The following is a 14,053-nucleotide window of genomic DNA, read 5'->3' as shown; positions in this document are numbered from 1 at the left end:
CCCGTATCAGGCGGCGACCGCGGTCTTGGCCCAGCCCTTGCTGACCGAATACTGCAGCGTGGAAGGCTGCAGCGTGGCGTCGAACGTGACCGGCTCATGCGCCGGCCCCACTTCCAGCATGGCGTTGATGGCGAAATACAGCACCGACGTGGCACGGCCGTCGACCAACAGCATGACGCGCACTTGCGCCAGGCGCGGCTCGTGGCGGGCGATGGCCTGCTCCAGCGAGCGGCAGATCAGCTCGCGGTCGTAGTGGCTAGCCAGGCTCAGGCCGGAAAAATCCGCCAGGCCGTATGTCAGCACCGAGCGCTGGCATTCCGGCAGGCGCTTGAGCGCCTCCTCCGAGAACACCATGCGGGTGTTGAGCAGGGCCTCGATGTCGCGCGCCACCGTTTCCTTCATCTCCTCCACCGACAAGCGGCGCAGGGCATGTGGTGACTCGCCGTCGACACCGAAAAGCTTGTCGAACAGGCTGGGCTCGAACCCTTTCATGCGATCCCCGTGAAATCAAAAGAGACTGCGGCCCCCCGGGGCCACAGTCTCCCTCGGTACCGCCGCTGGCGATCAGGCCGAGTAGGTCTTGTCGTTCTTGGTCAGGCTCCAGGCGCCTTGCGAGTTGCCGCCCTGGTTGCCGCCGATCTTCTGCTGGGTGTACTTCCACTGCACGGCGGCGTACTTCAGCGACAGCGTCTCGGTGGGCACGCCCTCGCCGACGATCTGCGGCGCGACGCGGGCGATGATCACGTACTTCATCTTGATTTCGAGGTACTTGACCCGGTTGCCCTCGCCGTCGGCGCGCATGAAGTCGACGGTGACTTCATCGAACGTCGTGCCGCCCGAGGCGTGCTGGTACAGCAGCGGACTGACCACATCCAGGTCCTTGCCGAACACCATTTCGCCGTGATCGCAGCGTTCGGCGGTATGGCCTCCCGAGGTCGACGCGGTGGCGGAGCGCGGCTGGATGATCTCGTGGTGCCAGGAGCTGGCTTCGATCCAGTCGGGGTGGTCCTTGTCCTGGGACTCACCTTTGAGCGCCGGATTGCCAAACTTGATGTAGATGTCCTTCATCGCTTTCCTCTAAGTGTGAACGGGCATGGACGGACGATGTCCAAGCTCAGGATTTCTGGGCTTGCGAGGGCAGCTCGGCCACCAATCGCAGAGAAATGGACAGCTCGTCCAGTTGGAAGTGCGGGCGCAGGAACGCCACGGCACGGAACACACCCGGGCGGCCGGGAACCTCGGCGACCTGGATGGATGCCTCGCGCAGCGGAAACTGCGCCTTCTGCTCCTGGGTGGCGTTGTCGTCCAGCAAGACATATTGCGATACCCAGCGATTCAGAAAACTTTCTACCGACTGCGGCGACGCGAAGCTGCCGATCTTGTCGCGCATCATGGCCTTCAGGTAATGGGCCACCCGGGACACCGAGAAGATGTATTGCAACTGCGCCGACAGCACCGCATTGGCATTGGCGCTGTCGGTGTTGTACTTCTTGGGCTTCTGCACCGACTGCGCGCCGAAGAAGGCCGCGTAATCGGAATTCTTGCAATGCACCAGGGGAATCAGGCCCAGGTCGCTCAGCTCCTTCTCGCGGCGATCGGTGATGGCGATCTCGGTCGGGCACTTCAGCGCGACCTCGCCGTCGTCGGTCTTGAACGTGTGGGTGGGCAGGTTCTCCACCAGGCCACCGCCTTCGACGCCACGGATGGCGGCGCACCAGCCGAAGTCCGCGAACGCGGACGTCAGGCGCGCGCCGAACGCCCAGACGGCGTTGCACCACAGGTACTTCGAATGGTCGGTGCCGTCGACATCCTCGACGAAATTGAAACCCTCGACCGAGGTGCCTTCCTTGGGATCGTAAGGCAGGCGGCCGAGGAAGCGCGGCATGGTCAGGCCGACGTAGCGCGAATCCTCGGAGTCGCGGAAGCTGCGCCACTTGGTGTACTCGACGGTGTCGAATACCTTGGCCAGGTCGCGCGGCTTGCCCAGGTCGGCGAAGCTGTCCAGGCCCAGCAGTTCGGGCGAGGCCGACGCGATGAAGGGTGCATGGGCGGCGGCGGCCACGTGCGACATCTGCTCGATGAAGTACATGTCCTCCGGCTGGCGCGTCATCTCGAAATTGCCCAGCAGGGCGCCGAACGGGGATCCGCCGAAGGTGCCGAATTCTTCTTCGTACACCTTCTTGAACATCAGGCTTTGGTCGAAATCGATGGCGGTCTGGAAGTCGCGCACCAAATCGCGCTTGGTAACGTTCAGCACCTTGATCTTGAGCATGGTGCCGGTCTGGCTTTCCGAGCACAGGTAGTGCAGGCCGCGCCAGGTGCTCTCCAGCTTCTGGAATTCCGGGGCGTGCATCACCTGGCTCAGCTGGGCCGAGATCAGGCGGTCCAGTTCGGCGACGCGCGCGTCCAGCATGGCCGAGAGATTGTCCGACACCACCACGGTGCCTTTCATCACCTCGCGGGCGAGCTCGCCGATCAGATCCTTGGCGCGGTCGTGCTCGGCCGACGACTTGGCGACGCGGCTTTGCTCGACGATCTGGTCCAGCAGGCCCGCGTCCTCGCTGGTCCGCGCGACGGCGGCGGATTGGGCGGCGGCATTACTCATGCTTGTCTCCCTTGTCGTCCGCCTTCGTCGTGGCGTCCTTCGTTGCAGCCTCGTTCGTTGCAGCCCCATTCGTTGCAGCCTCGTTCGTCAGCTGCGCCAGCTTCTCCGTATTGCTCAGCACCTCGCCCAGCAGGTCCTCCAGCTTGTCATTGCCGGCCAGCTTGTTGCGCAGGTCCGCCAGCTTGGTGCGGATCTCCAGCAGCTTCTGCAGCGGCTCGACCTGCCGCACCACGGCTTCCGGGCGGAAGTCCTCGATCGACCGGAACTTGAGGTCGACACCGAAGGTGCCTCCCTCTTCCGTCAACTCGTTCTTGACGCGATAGGCGGCGCGCGGCTCCAGGCCGCGCATGACGTCGTCGAAGTTATCCACGTCGACGTTGACGAACTTCCGGTCCTTCAATCGCGGCAGCTCGGCTTCGGACTGGGCGCTGAAGTCGCCGACAACGCCAACCACGAAGGGCAACTCCTTCTTTTCGATGGCATCGCCCTTCTCGACGTCATACGTCAGCTGGACACGGGGCGGACGCACTTTCTGCAACCGCTTCTGCATGCTTTCTTTCTTGGCCATGGTCGCGGCTCCGTGGAAGAGTTACTTCAGCAGATTGCCGAAGGGATTGGGCGCGGGCGCGGCCGCGCCGGTCGACGGCACGCTGGGCGTCGCCGGCTTGGCGGGCAGGGACGCGGCCGGCTTGGCGGCATTGGCCGCGGCATCGACGGCCTGGCCCACGCCGGACGCGGCGGGCGCCGCGGTCGTAGTCGTGGCCGCCGTGGCCGCCGCGCCTGTCGCGGCGTCGGCGGCGGGCTTGGGCGGCGGACGGCGCACCGTGCCCGTGCCCCGCCGGGGCTTCTGGCCTTCGGGAAACAACACATCCTGTCCCAGCGTGTCGCGCAGCGATTGCGCCAGCGCCACTGCGTCATTGCGGGCGTTGCCCGCCAGCAGCGAGTCCGCGCGCAGGTCCGACAGCGATTGCAGGGCTACGCGCAAGCCACCCACCGCGCGCACGGACTTGGCGATGAAATCGGTGGGGTCCCGGTTCAAGGCCTCGTCGGCGGCGACGATGGCCTCGCCGTACTTGTGTTCGTCGAAACGTATCTTGGCGATATAGGACCACGGCTGGCCACGTGTCGGATTGCGCTGCGCGATGGTCTCGAACTGCGCCACGGCGGCATCGGGGCCTTGCGTTTCAAAAGTCTTCTCCGCTTCGGAAATCGATTGCCTGAAATCCGCGTCGGATTGAGGCTCCTGAGTCTTCGGCGTCGTTGTGCAACCGGCGAGCACTGCTACGAGTCCCGCGATTAAGGCCAGGCGGCGGATTTGCATGGGGAGAAAGGTCGGAAAAATCTGGTTAACGGGGGTCTTGTTACGAGGAGGCGTATTTCACCAACACCGTGTAAATACGACACTACATAAGTTTTCTCAATGTTACTTAGACGCAAGTTCTTCGAAATAGAAGGCTTCTGTATTGTTTTTAAGGCTTCCGGTATAAAGAGCCATGCATAAACGTATCCCTTTCCAACGTGCCGCTGCATGGGCTTGTATCGCGCTCGGAACGCCGGTTCTCGGGGGCTGTGCGGCCGCCGGCGCGGTCAGCGCGGTGGCCAGCGCCACAGGATCGTTACTGGAAGCGACAGGCCTCAAGAAACCGGACAACGCGCCGACGGATGTGAAATTTTCCATCCAGGCCGGACAAAATTTAAATATAAGTAACGGACAGGCCATGGCTGTCGTTACTAAGATTTACTACCTGAAGAATTCCGACTCTTTCAAGCAAGCGCCCATGTCCTCCCTTATCGATGAGAAACAGGAAAAGGACAGGCTGGGCGACAGCGTCATCGCGAAGCGCGAGGTCACGCTGATGCCCGGCCAGGTTTACCAGAACACCGAGAAGGTGCCGAAGGACGCCACGGCCATCGGCGTGGCGGCGCTGTTCTTCGCGCCCGCGCCCTATCGCTGGAAATATGTTTTCGATATCAAGGACGCGAAGGACACCGGCATCGTGCTGGGGGCGCATGCCTGCGCATTGACCGTGGCCACCGGCAAGGTATCGCCGCCGCTGGGCTCGCCGCCTTTCGATGCCTCGCGCCTGGGTTCGCTGCAATGTCCCGTCTGACCGACCGCCGGCAAGGCCATCCGCCTTCGCCTTCGCAACCCGCCAGCGCTGTCGCCATCAGCGCCGGCTACAGATCGCTATATAGAGAAGAGTAGAGTCACCCGTGAGCCAGTCAGCCAAGATACTTTGGGGCGAAGGCCTGTTCCTTCGACCGCAACACTTCCAACGCCAGGACGCCTACCATGAGGCCCGCCTGGCGCAGACCGCGCGCGCGCTGCATCCCTATTCCTGGGGCTTGCGCAACGTGCACTTCGACGCCGCGGCACTGGCCAACGGCATGCTGCATGCCACGGAGCTCTCGGCCATTTTCCCCGACGGCGAAATCTATTCGGCGCCCGACGACGACGCCCTGCCGCCACCCGTCTCGATGAACAGCCTGGACGGCGCCTCCGAGGCCGTGTTCTACCTTGCCATGCATCCATTGAAGGCCGTGGGCGGCAATTGCGCCGCGCCGCAGGACGGCCACGATTTCAATGCGCGCTATCAGCGCGGCGAACGCCCGGCGCCCGACCTCTATACGAACGCCAGCACCGCCGACCTTACCTATCTGCGCAAGAACGTCCGCCTGGTCTCGGAGTTCGATCCGCGCGACGAACTGCTGGCGATACCGGTGGCGCGGGTGCGCCGCAACGCCAGTTCCGGCTATGAGCTGGACCACGAATTCATCGCGCCCTGCGTGGCCATCGACGCATGCGCCGCCCTGCACGACCGCTTGCGCCGGCTGCTGGACGCGCTGGAGGCGAAGGTCGGCACCTTGTATGGCCTGCATCGCGAGCCCTCGAAGAACGTCATCGAATTCCGCTCGGGCGACGTCGCGTCCTTCTGGCTGCTACACACCGCCAACGAGGCTCACGCCGCGCTGGCGCACCTGTATCACCATCCGGGCCTGCATCCGGAACGGCTGTTCCAGGAGCTGCTGCGCCTGGCCGGGGCGCTGATGACTTTCTCCAAGGAATATGCGCTGGCCGACCTGCCGCAATATCGCCATGAGATCCCGGGACCGGCCTTCGCGCGCCTGGACGATATCCTGCGTGACCTGCTCGATACCGTCATCTCGACGCGTTACTTCTCCATCGTGCTCGAAGAGGTGCGGCCGTCCTTCCATACCGGTCGCCTGGATTCCGGCAAGGTGGACGACAAGACCCGTTTCTACCTGGCCGTATCCGCCGCCACGCCGGCGGCCGAGCTGGCCGACATGGTGCCCCTGCGCTTCAAGGTGGGTGCGCCCGACGATGCCGAAAAGCTTGTGCTGTCGGCAATGCCCGGCGTGCAACTGGTCTATACGCCGCAAGTTCCCGCCGCCATCCCCGTCAAGCCGGGCGCCTGCTATTTCGCCCTGCAGGCACGCGGGGCGCTCTACGACCGCATGCTGCAGGCGCAGAGCATCGCCATCTACGCGCCGGCGGGCATTCCCGAACTGAAGCTGGATCTGATCGCCGTCGCCCACTGACCTGCCGCTGATTTCTCATGACCGACAACACGCCCTCCCTGATGTCCGGCGCCCAGCATCCGCAACAGCTGCCGCCGCGCGCCGCCGAGTTCATGGCCACTTCCACGTCGAAGTCGTTGATGGACATGCTCTACGACGGCTTCCTTATGCTGTTCCTGCTCAAGAGCGGGCAGGAGCCCAAGGACGCCGCATCGTTTTCCGCGCGCGTGCAGCAATTCCTGGCGGAGTTCGAACGCGCCGCCAAGAAGCAGGACCTGCCCGCCGAAGACATCTACGCCACCAAGTACGCCTTCTGCGCCGCCGTGGACGAGACCGTACTGAACTCCCGGTTCGCCATTCGCGACAGCTGGATGCTGCAGCCGCTGCAGCTGGCGCTGTTCGGCGAGCAGTTGGCGGGCGAGAACTTCTTCAACCGGCTGGAGGACCTGCGCGCCCAAGGCGGACGCAGGCTGCAATCGCTGGAGGTCTATTACATGTGCCTGCTGCTCGGCTTCCAGGGCAAGTACCTGATCGAAGGGCAGGAAAAGCTGGGGTATCTCACCGCCCGCCTGGGCGACGAGATCGCCCTGCTGCGCGGCAAGCGCGCCGGCTTCGCGCCGCATTGGGCCATCCCGGACAAGGTCGCCCACGCGATCAGGCGCGACGTGCCGCTGTGGACCGTGGGCGCGACCTTCGCCCTGCTGGCCCTGCTGGCGTATTTCGGCCTTGACCGCCAGCTGGGCAAGGACATGCAGACGGCCATGGCCCCTTACCACGACATCGTCAAGCTCGGGCCGCGCGTGGCGCACCTGACCATCTCGCTGCCCTGACGCATCAGCCCCCATTCATCGTCCCCTTCCCGGCTTCGGCCGGCCTCGATTCGCCCCGCCATGGATACCGCCCTCGCCTACGCCACGTTGAACACGGCCCTGTTGACGCAGGACACCCGCCTGCTGCGCGTCAGCACGCCACTGGGCGACGCGCTCGTCGCCGAGCGGCTGCTGCTGGACGAAGGGATATCCCGCCTGTTCACTGTCACGCTCGACTGCCTGTCGACATCCACGCAACTGGATGCGACGCCCCTGCTGGGACGCGAAATCAGCATCGACCTGCAGCTTGCCGACCGGTCGACGCGGCGCTGGCACGCCATGGTCACGGGCGTCGACAACCTGGGGGCGGACGGCGGCCTGGCGCGCTACCGCATCCATGGCCGTCCCTGGCTGCAAAGCCTGGCCCTGCGACGCGACAGCTACCTCTTCCAGGACAAGACATCGATCGACATCCTGGCGGAAATCTTCGCGGACTATCCTTTATCGTCGTATGCGTTCGAGGTCAACGCGACGCCGCCCAAGCGCGCGATACGCACGCAGTATCGCGAATCGGACCTGGAATTCGTGCAGCGCATCCTGGCCGAGGATGGCCTGGCCTTCCGCTTCGTCCATCGGCAGGGGGACGACGACGGCTCATCCTCCTCTTCCGCGCGGCACCAGTTGGTGGTGTTCGACGCCGGCGCCGACCTGCCCGCCAACGCCGCCTCGCCCATCCGCTTTCATCGCAGCGACGCCACTGAGACGAGCGACACGATCACCCGCTTCCATTCAGCCCTCGCGGTGCAGTCCAATGTCGTGACGCGCAGCGCTTGGGACGACCGCGCCTTGCAGGCGCACGCGGCGCGGCTGGCATCCAGCGAGAACGTCGGCAAGCTGCCCAGCCTGGAGGACTACGACTACGACGGTCACGGCCGCTATGCCGACGGCGACGACGCCAGCCGGGTCGCGCTGCTGCGGCTGCGCACGCTGGAGGCGCGCCAGGTGCGCTACGAAGGCAGCGGCACCGTACGCCAGCTGAGCCCCGGCGAGACCTTCGAAATGACGGGACATGACCGCTATGGCGCCCAGGGCGGCGGCAACGCCGCTAAAGGCGGCTACGGCGGCGACGGCGGACAGGCCATTGACGAGCTGGGCCGAGAATACACGGTGCTGCGCGTCATCCACGAGGCGGCAAACAACCTGGGCAGCCAGGCCGCCGGCCTGGCGGGCTCGACCGACCTGGAACGCGGGCGTTATCGCAACCGCTTCGAGGCACAACCGCGCGCGGCCGCCGTGCTGCCCGCCTGGCGCGCGCGGCCGACGGCGCCGGAGGCCACGATCGCCCAGGTCGTGGCGACCGACGACGCGCCGATTTCGTCCGGCCGGGACTTGCGCGTGAAGGTGCAATTCCCCTGGCAGCGCGGCGAACGGCCGCTGGCCGGCGGGCTGGCGCACAACAGCCATGGCGATACGCGCGGCAATGCGCCTGGCAGTGACGCCAGCGGCGCATGGCTGCGCGTGGCCACGGGCCAGGCAGGCCCGAACTGGGGTGGACACCATGTTCCGCGTTCCGGCACCGAAGTCGTCGTCGAGTTCCTCGACGGCGATATCGACCAGCCGGTGATCGCGGCCCAGCTGTACAACGACAGCGATCTTCCGCCCTACTCCGCCGGCGTCGATGGCGGCGCCAACCACGGCGGTGTCCTCAGCGGCTGGCACAGCCAGGCCCTGGACGGGTCAGGCCACAACCAATGGCTGTTCGACGACACCAGCGGGCAACTTCGCATGCAGATGGCGACGTCGACCGCGGCCAGCCAGTTGAACCTGGGCCACCTCGTGGCCCAATCGGCCGCGGACGGCAATCGCGGCGCGTGGCGCGGCAGCGGCTTCGAATTGCGCAGCGATGCCTGGACGGTATTGCGGTCCGGCCAGGGCATGCTGCTGACCTCCGCCGCCGATCCCCAGGCGACGGCGACGCTGGCCACGCCGAACACCTTGCAGCGCCTGCGGCAGGCACAGAATATTTCGCAGCGCCTGGATGCCACCGCCGTCCGACGCAATGCGCGGGCCTTGCGGGCCAACGACGGCTTCGGGGACGCCATCAAGGCGGTGGACCCGGCGCAGGACGGCAAGCTGCCGTCCTCGGTGAATGGCCAGGCCGCGAACAAGGCCGGCCGCGAGAGCCGTAGCGGCACCGATCCCGTGGACGGCATCGACGGCGCGCGCGTGGTGCTCGACGCGCCGATGTCGCTGAACCTGTCCACGCCCGCCAGCGCCGTGCTGCATGCGACGGGCGACCTGCACGCCTCGGCGCAGGAGGACGTGCATGTCTCGGCGCGCCAGACCCATGCCGTGGTGGCGGGCCAGGCCGCGGGGTTCTATGCGGACCAGGAAGGCATACGCGCCATCGCCGCGCAATCGCCGGTGTCCCTGCGAGCGCATACGGACGCACTGGAGCTGCTGGCCGACCAAGGCGTAACGGTGACGTCCACCGAAGACGGCATCGAGGTGCTGGCGAAGGACAGCGTGACCCTGGTCGCCGCCGGCGCGAGCGTGACGCTGCGAGGCGGCGACATCGTGTTCAAGTCGCCGGGCCTGTTCTCGGTGAAGGGCGCCAGCCACAGTTTCGAGGGCCCCGCGTCCGACGCCGCGCAATTGCCCCAGCTGCCGGCGGCGCGCACGGGGACCTACACCCAGCAAGTGGTCTACAACGACGCCCTGGGAGAGAAGTTCGAAGACATGCCATTCACGGTGCGGCATAAGCCGCAGGCCGATACCTGGATGGGCGACACGCCGCCGGCGGGCTCGACCGAGCGCGTGCATACGGAAGAGTCGCAGCCGCTGGAGTACGCGCTGCGGTATGCGAAGTTCAAGTTCGGCGACGAAGTGTCGTAGCCATCGATCCGCCGATGTTCGACGACGGCGGTTGAACACCCGCCAGGGCGATGCCTGGCGGGAAATCAGCGCGCGGCGACGGCGGGCGGACGCTGACCGAGTTGCGCCTGGCGGGCGGCCGCTTCGTCGACCCGTTGCGCGGACTGCATGTCCTGGCCGCGCTGCTTCATCTCCGCCTTGAAGTCCGTCGCGCCGAACACGTCCTTGTCGCGCACGCGGAAATACAGCGTGGTGCTGGCCAGCAAATGGTCGGGCCAGCTGCTCAGCATCGCATCATGCACCAGCCAGTCGAACAGGGTCATGACCTTGGGCGGCAAGGGGTTCTTGCCGTCGGCGGCCTCGCGCCAGGCGGCCAGCAAGCGCTTCTCGATTCCCCGCCTGGCCTTCGCCTCGGCGAACGGATCATCCAGCTTGGGCTCCTCGTCGCCCTTGCCCATGGACCGGTTGCGCGCGCGCTCGCGGTCGAGCATGTCCTGGTCATACTGCTGGATCCTCCGCACCGCCTCGGGACGGTTGGCTTCCATCCATTTCTTGCGCTCGTCCATCCTGGCCTCGTCCCGCTCGGACTGTCCCAGGGTCTTGATCTCTTCCTCCAGGCGCTGCCAGAGAGGCTTGAAGCGTTGTGGCGGTAGTTCGCCCCGGCTGGCTTCGGCGCGGTCCCAGCGTTCGTTCTTCAACGCTTCCAGTTCGCGCAACCGGGCGGTATTTTCCGGCTTCGCGCGTTCTTCGGGCGACATCATGCTGACGCGCCGCAGTTCCTCGTTATATTCCTGCTGGGGAGTGAAGAAATCCCGGTCCTTGATCCATTTCTCGGCTGGATCGGAAAGCTCGCTCTTGAATACGGGATCCTGGTAGCGCACCGCGAGCCAGCGCAGGAACACCTCCATGTGCGGCGTGAAGTCGATACCCGGCTTGTGCGGGACCACCTCGCGGTAGGCGTCGACCAATTCCTTGATGTTGAGGGTCTGGCCGTCGGCGGAGATCGGCTGGCTCATCGCGAACTTGTCATAGGTCGCCCTGCGCGCCTGCCTCAGGCCCTCGATGCTGAACATGGCGGCGCCATGGCTCAACGCCAGGTTGAGCATGTCGCGCAGCGGGACACGGGACAGTTCGCCGCGCATCCCCAGGGCGCCTTCCGGGCTCACCCCCGTCACGTCGCCGCTCGACCCCGGATACAGGTATTGTTCGCCGCGCGTCTTCTCCAGGCTGTCCAGCCTCTGGTTGCGCCGCAGCTCGTGCGCCGCGCCGAAATGCACGCAATACTCCGCGGCCGCCGGAATGGTCAGCGTGCGGTCCTTGTACGTCTGCTTCAGCAGGTCGGTGAACGGCAGGAATCCCAGGAACGTGTTTTCATCCATGATCGAGGCCACGGAGTCGAGCAGGCCCACGAATCGTATGGCGATAGGCGTGTCCGGACGGTTGGCCGTCTTGTCGCCCATGATCGCCAGGTCGACGTCGCTGCGACGCTTGTACTTCTTGACCAGGTCGTTGATGAACTGCTTGGCGAGCACGCCGCCGCGATCGCCGCCGAACACGGTGATCTCGATGCGTCCCACGTGCGACTCCGCATTCACGGTCTCGTAGGCTGCCTTGAACTGGCGCAAGGCCGCGTCCACGCGCACATCGACGCCGGTCCCCATCAAATAGGCCACGGTTTCGTTATCGCGGACGATGGGAACGCCTTCCAGCACGGCGGCCTTGGCCGCCTCCTTCCCCACGGTCCAGGCGACCTTGAACGGGTTCTTCTTGAAACCGGCCCATGCGCCTCGCAGCGTGCCTCGGACGCGGTTCGTGAGGCGCTCGGGATCCCAGACGTTCCAGATGCGAACCACCTTGTCCGGCAGGGTCTTCACATCCTTCACCACGTCCTTGTAGGCCTTCACCAAGGGCTGGTAGGACCATCCCTGCACCGACTTCTGGGTCGCGCCCTGCAAGCGCTTGACGATATCGGTCTCGGGCACTTCGTCGAGACGGGCGACGTTCCGGGCCGCGTTCTTGAGTTGCTTGGCGGCCTCGCTGGCGAGCTTGGCGCCCGCCGTCGTGGCGGCATAGATGAGGTCGTCGTTCTTGGCGTCTTCGTTCAGCGTGGTGCCGAGGCCCGAATAATAAAAGCGGAACCAGTGTTGATGCTGGGGCCGGTCGACGTCGTCCTGCGCGTGGTGCGCCTCCCACAGGCGGCTGATGTTCGAATAGAACGTGGGATGCGTCTTGTCGACATCACGATTCCTGCCGAAACCATCGAAGAAGAATCCCATCCGGATGACCGCCGCGCACTCAAGGCAATCGTCCTTGGGATAGGCGGCCTCATTCTGCGCCATCGCCTTCAGCACCGAGGCGGGTGTGCGGTCCACGGATGAGGCCGCGCCCGAATTCTGTTCAGCCATTTTTATCTCCCGGCGCGCTGCCCGACTTCTTCATGGCAGCGATGCGTTCAGGCGTAAGCGCTTCGATCGCACGGGCGAACTCCCCCGGCTGACGATCCTTCTTTTCCAGCACGGCATTGACCTCCGGATCCTGGTCGAAATTGGAGGCCACGGTGAAGTACATCTTCATGTACTCGCGCATATCGGCGGCGTCCTCGATGCGGTACTTGCCCCAGGAAGTCTTGGTGACGCGCGCGACCGTGTGCAAGACTTCATAGACGTCGCTGAAACCGGTCAAGGCGTCTTTATGCGTGCGCCACAGCCAGCGTGTCGTGTCCACGATCGGCAGGCGGCCGTTGACCAGCTTGCGGCTAAGCGCCATTTCAACGTGCTCGTCGGGATAGATATGCAGTTCGAGAACCAGTGGCCCGTCGCCGGACGGGATTCCGGCGGGGGCGAAGGTCACCTTTTTCTTCCGAGTGAAGAAAAACTCCTGCATCCTTCCATCGTCGAGGTGCTGTCCCAGGACCTCGGGGTCGGCGGCGCGCCATTCGGCCGTGAACTCCGTGCCCTTGAGCGTATAGCAACACGCCACCGAGCCGCCGCCCGCCCCCACGCTTACCTGCATTGTGGCGGCGCTTTCACCCGCCTTGTCCGTGACGGACACGCTGTCCATGTCGAACTGCGTGTAGTTATAGGCGATAAAGCTCACGCCTTTGTATGAAGGCTCGCCATTACAACCCGCCAGCAGTCCCAGCGACATCAGGACCGTCATCAGAAGCTTGCGCATTCCCTACTCCAAAATCTTAGGCTCTACCCACCGCGTGGCGGGCCGCCTCGCACGTCCAATCGCGCAACCCGTCAACCATGGGTATTCGCATCCTCCGCGCTCTGCAGCTCATCCCACACGCTGTCCGGCACATGCGCCAGGCAGCCGGACAACCCGCCGTCGGCATCCGGGCGGTAGGCGGCAAGGGCCGCCTTGATCAAGGGATGCTCGTCGAACCGTGGAGAAATCGAGATTCCCCACGCGACGTAGTCGAACGTGTCCTTGTCACCCGCGACGCCATGTCCCCTGGCCCGTTCCAGTTGGTCCCGCACCCGCGGCACCAAGGCATCCTGGCCTGGGTCGCCGGGCAGCATTCCCATATACAGGCGCCGCAGCTGTACCGCAAGCTTGTCGGGATAATCCAGGTCGAAGAAAAGCTGATGCTGCCCGGGCGTCAGGCGCAGGATATCCCCGTGCGGATCGACCGACGCGAGGGCGCCGCCCTGCACGCGCGCATAGTCCCCGCCACGCTGCGCATAGGCCAGCGTGCCGAGCGGCGCGAGAAAATCGGCGCGCTGGGCTTCGTCCCAGACCTGCAGCGCGCGCACCAGGATACGGCTGTCGTACCAGTGCACGAAGAATTCCCGGCCATCGGGCAGCGCGTAATCGCAGAAATGGCCGAAATGCGCGATCAACGCCTCCAGCGGCGCGGCCGAACAAAAACCGATCATGGCGTAGCGGCCGCCATCGCGTTCGTGCAAGGCGTGCAGCAGCCGTAGCAGCGTCGTGGAGACATCGCCGGTGCGCGCTCCACCCAGCACGTCTTGCGACGCCCCATCGAGCTCGATGATCATCGGCGCCACGTCGCCGTAGACGTCCAGCCCGGTCTGGGCCCACACCGACCCGAAAGTCAGGTTCCCGGCCTTGAGCAGCAATGCGAGCAAGTCGGGATGGCCGCGGAAATCGACAACCACGCAGGCGCGCGCGGCCTCGCCGTGCGGCCCGCGATACCGTGGAAGTTCGGCGACCAGGTCAGCCAGCGTCGCCTCCCAGGATACGTTCATCCCCGTCG

The 14,053-nt window shown here is 65.2% G+C and carries 12 protein-coding genes; 4 read left to right on the top strand and 8 right to left on the bottom strand.

The features are described 5' to 3' along the window. Nucleotides 1-6: 6 nt before the first annotated feature. The 5 genes from tssE to C7R54_RS21185 form a co-directional block, all read right to left on the bottom strand. The gene (gene tssE / locus C7R54_RS21205; RefSeq protein WP_129152399.1) at nt 7-492 is read right to left on the bottom strand and encodes a type VI secretion system baseplate subunit TssE; all 486 of its coding nucleotides are present in this window, start codon (nt 490-492) and stop codon (nt 7-9) included. Between the two features lie 72 nt (nt 493-564). Continuing rightward, nucleotides 565-1,068, bottom strand: a complete 504-nt coding sequence (locus tag C7R54_RS21200; RefSeq protein WP_129152398.1) for an Hcp family type VI secretion system effector — start codon at nt 1,066-1,068, stop codon at nt 565-567. Nucleotides 1,069-1,114: 46 nt separating this feature from the next. Further along, on the bottom strand, nt 1,115-2,605 hold the full coding sequence (tssC, locus tag C7R54_RS21195; RefSeq protein ID WP_129152397.1) for a type VI secretion system contractile sheath large subunit: 1,491 nt from the start codon (nt 2,603-2,605) through the stop codon (nt 1,115-1,117). After that, complete coding sequence (tssB, locus tag C7R54_RS21190; RefSeq protein ID WP_129152396.1) at nt 2,598-3,173, bottom strand: type VI secretion system contractile sheath small subunit; 576 nt, start codon at nt 3,171-3,173, stop codon at nt 2,598-2,600. The genes tssC and tssB overlap by 8 nt, the downstream gene beginning before the upstream one ends. Nucleotides 3,174-3,194: 21 nt before the next feature. Then, nucleotides 3,195-3,767 carry a tetratricopeptide repeat protein gene (locus tag C7R54_RS21185; RefSeq protein ID WP_240039640.1) on the bottom strand — a complete coding sequence of 191 codons (573 nt, stop codon included), beginning with the start codon at nt 3,765-3,767 and terminating at the stop codon, nt 3,195-3,197. Between the two features lie 331 nt (nt 3,768-4,098). Here C7R54_RS21185 and tssJ point away from each other — a divergent pair, with 331 nt between their 5' ends. From tssJ to C7R54_RS21165, 4 genes are all read left to right on the top strand, one after another. Beyond that, nucleotides 4,099-4,716: a type VI secretion system lipoprotein TssJ gene (gene tssJ, locus C7R54_RS21180; RefSeq protein ID WP_129152394.1), complete on the top strand. Its 618-nt coding sequence runs from the start codon at nt 4,099-4,101 to the stop codon at nt 4,714-4,716. 103 nt (nt 4,717-4,819) lie between these two features. Next, nucleotides 4,820-6,166, top strand: a complete 1,347-nt coding sequence (tssK, locus tag C7R54_RS21175; RefSeq protein ID WP_129152393.1) for a type VI secretion system baseplate subunit TssK — start codon at nt 4,820-4,822, stop codon at nt 6,164-6,166. Between the two features lie 41 nt (nt 6,167-6,207). After that, nucleotides 6,208-6,975, top strand: coding sequence for a type IVB secretion system protein IcmH/DotU (gene icmH, locus C7R54_RS21170; protein WP_377815283.1), 768 nt, complete (start codon nt 6,208-6,210; stop codon nt 6,973-6,975). A gap of 60 nt (nt 6,976-7,035) precedes the next feature. After that, nucleotides 7,036-9,849, top strand: a complete 2,814-nt coding sequence (locus C7R54_RS21165) for a type VI secretion system Vgr family protein (RefSeq protein WP_129152391.1) — start codon at nt 7,036-7,038, stop codon at nt 9,847-9,849. A gap of 65 nt (nt 9,850-9,914) precedes the next feature. Here the strand turns inward: C7R54_RS21165 and C7R54_RS21160 are convergent, their stop codons facing one another. The 3 genes from C7R54_RS21160 to C7R54_RS21150 all read right to left on the bottom strand — a co-directional run bounded on the left by C7R54_RS21160 (nt 9,915) and on the right by C7R54_RS21150 (nt 14,045). Beyond that, nucleotides 9,915-12,233 carry a DUF2235 domain-containing protein gene (locus tag C7R54_RS21160; RefSeq protein WP_129152390.1) on the bottom strand — a complete coding sequence of 773 codons (2,319 nt, stop codon included), beginning with the start codon at nt 12,231-12,233 and terminating at the stop codon, nt 9,915-9,917. Next, nucleotides 12,226-13,002 (bottom strand): DUF3304 domain-containing protein, encoded by a 777-nt coding sequence (locus C7R54_RS21155; protein WP_129152389.1) that lies wholly within the window; start codon nt 13,000-13,002, stop codon nt 12,226-12,228. Before C7R54_RS21155 ends, C7R54_RS21160 begins: the two co-directional genes overlap by 8 nt. Before the next feature lie 71 nt (nt 13,003-13,073). Continuing rightward, nucleotides 13,074-14,045, bottom strand: a complete 972-nt coding sequence (locus C7R54_RS21150; RefSeq protein ID WP_129152388.1) for a DUF4123 domain-containing protein — start codon at nt 14,043-14,045, stop codon at nt 13,074-13,076. Nucleotides 14,046-14,053 lie beyond the last annotated feature (8 nt).

This window comes from Achromobacter aloeverae (assembly GCF_004121055.1).
GTDB lineage: Bacteria > Pseudomonadota > Gammaproteobacteria > Burkholderiales > Burkholderiaceae_B > Bordetella_C > Bordetella_C aloeverae.
Note: the sequence above shows the minus strand (reverse complement) of the source record. Positions and strands in the feature narration are given on the sequence as shown.

Excerpts from the sequence above, each read along its gene's own strand:
- C7R54_RS21155 (WP_129152389.1), bottom strand. The coding sequence starts at position 13,002 with ATGCGCAAGCTTCTGATGACGGTCCTGATGTCGCTGGGACTGCTGGCG.
- tssC (WP_129152397.1), bottom strand. The coding sequence starts at position 2,605 with ATGAGTAATGCCGCCGCCCAATCCGCCGCCGTCGCGCGGACCAGCGAG.
- tssJ (WP_129152394.1), top strand. The coding sequence starts at position 4,099 with ATGCATAAACGTATCCCTTTCCAACGTGCCGCTGCATGGGCTTGTATC.
- C7R54_RS21150 (WP_129152388.1), bottom strand. The coding sequence starts at position 14,045 with ATGAACGTATCCTGGGAGGCGACGCTGGCTGACCTGGTCGCCGAACTT.
- C7R54_RS21160 (WP_129152390.1), bottom strand. The coding sequence starts at position 12,233 with ATGGCTGAACAGAATTCGGGCGCGGCCTCATCCGTGGACCGCACACCC.
- C7R54_RS21165 (WP_129152391.1), top strand. The coding sequence starts at position 7,036 with ATGGATACCGCCCTCGCCTACGCCACGTTGAACACGGCCCTGTTGACG.
- tssB (WP_129152396.1), bottom strand. The coding sequence starts at position 3,173 with ATGGCCAAGAAAGAAAGCATGCAGAAGCGGTTGCAGAAAGTGCGTCCG.
- tssE (WP_129152399.1), bottom strand. The coding sequence starts at position 492 with ATGAAAGGGTTCGAGCCCAGCCTGTTCGACAAGCTTTTCGGTGTCGAC.
- icmH (WP_377815283.1), top strand. The coding sequence starts at position 6,208 with ATGTCCGGCGCCCAGCATCCGCAACAGCTGCCGCCGCGCGCCGCCGAG.
- C7R54_RS21200 (WP_129152398.1), bottom strand. The coding sequence starts at position 1,068 with ATGAAGGACATCTACATCAAGTTTGGCAATCCGGCGCTCAAAGGTGAG.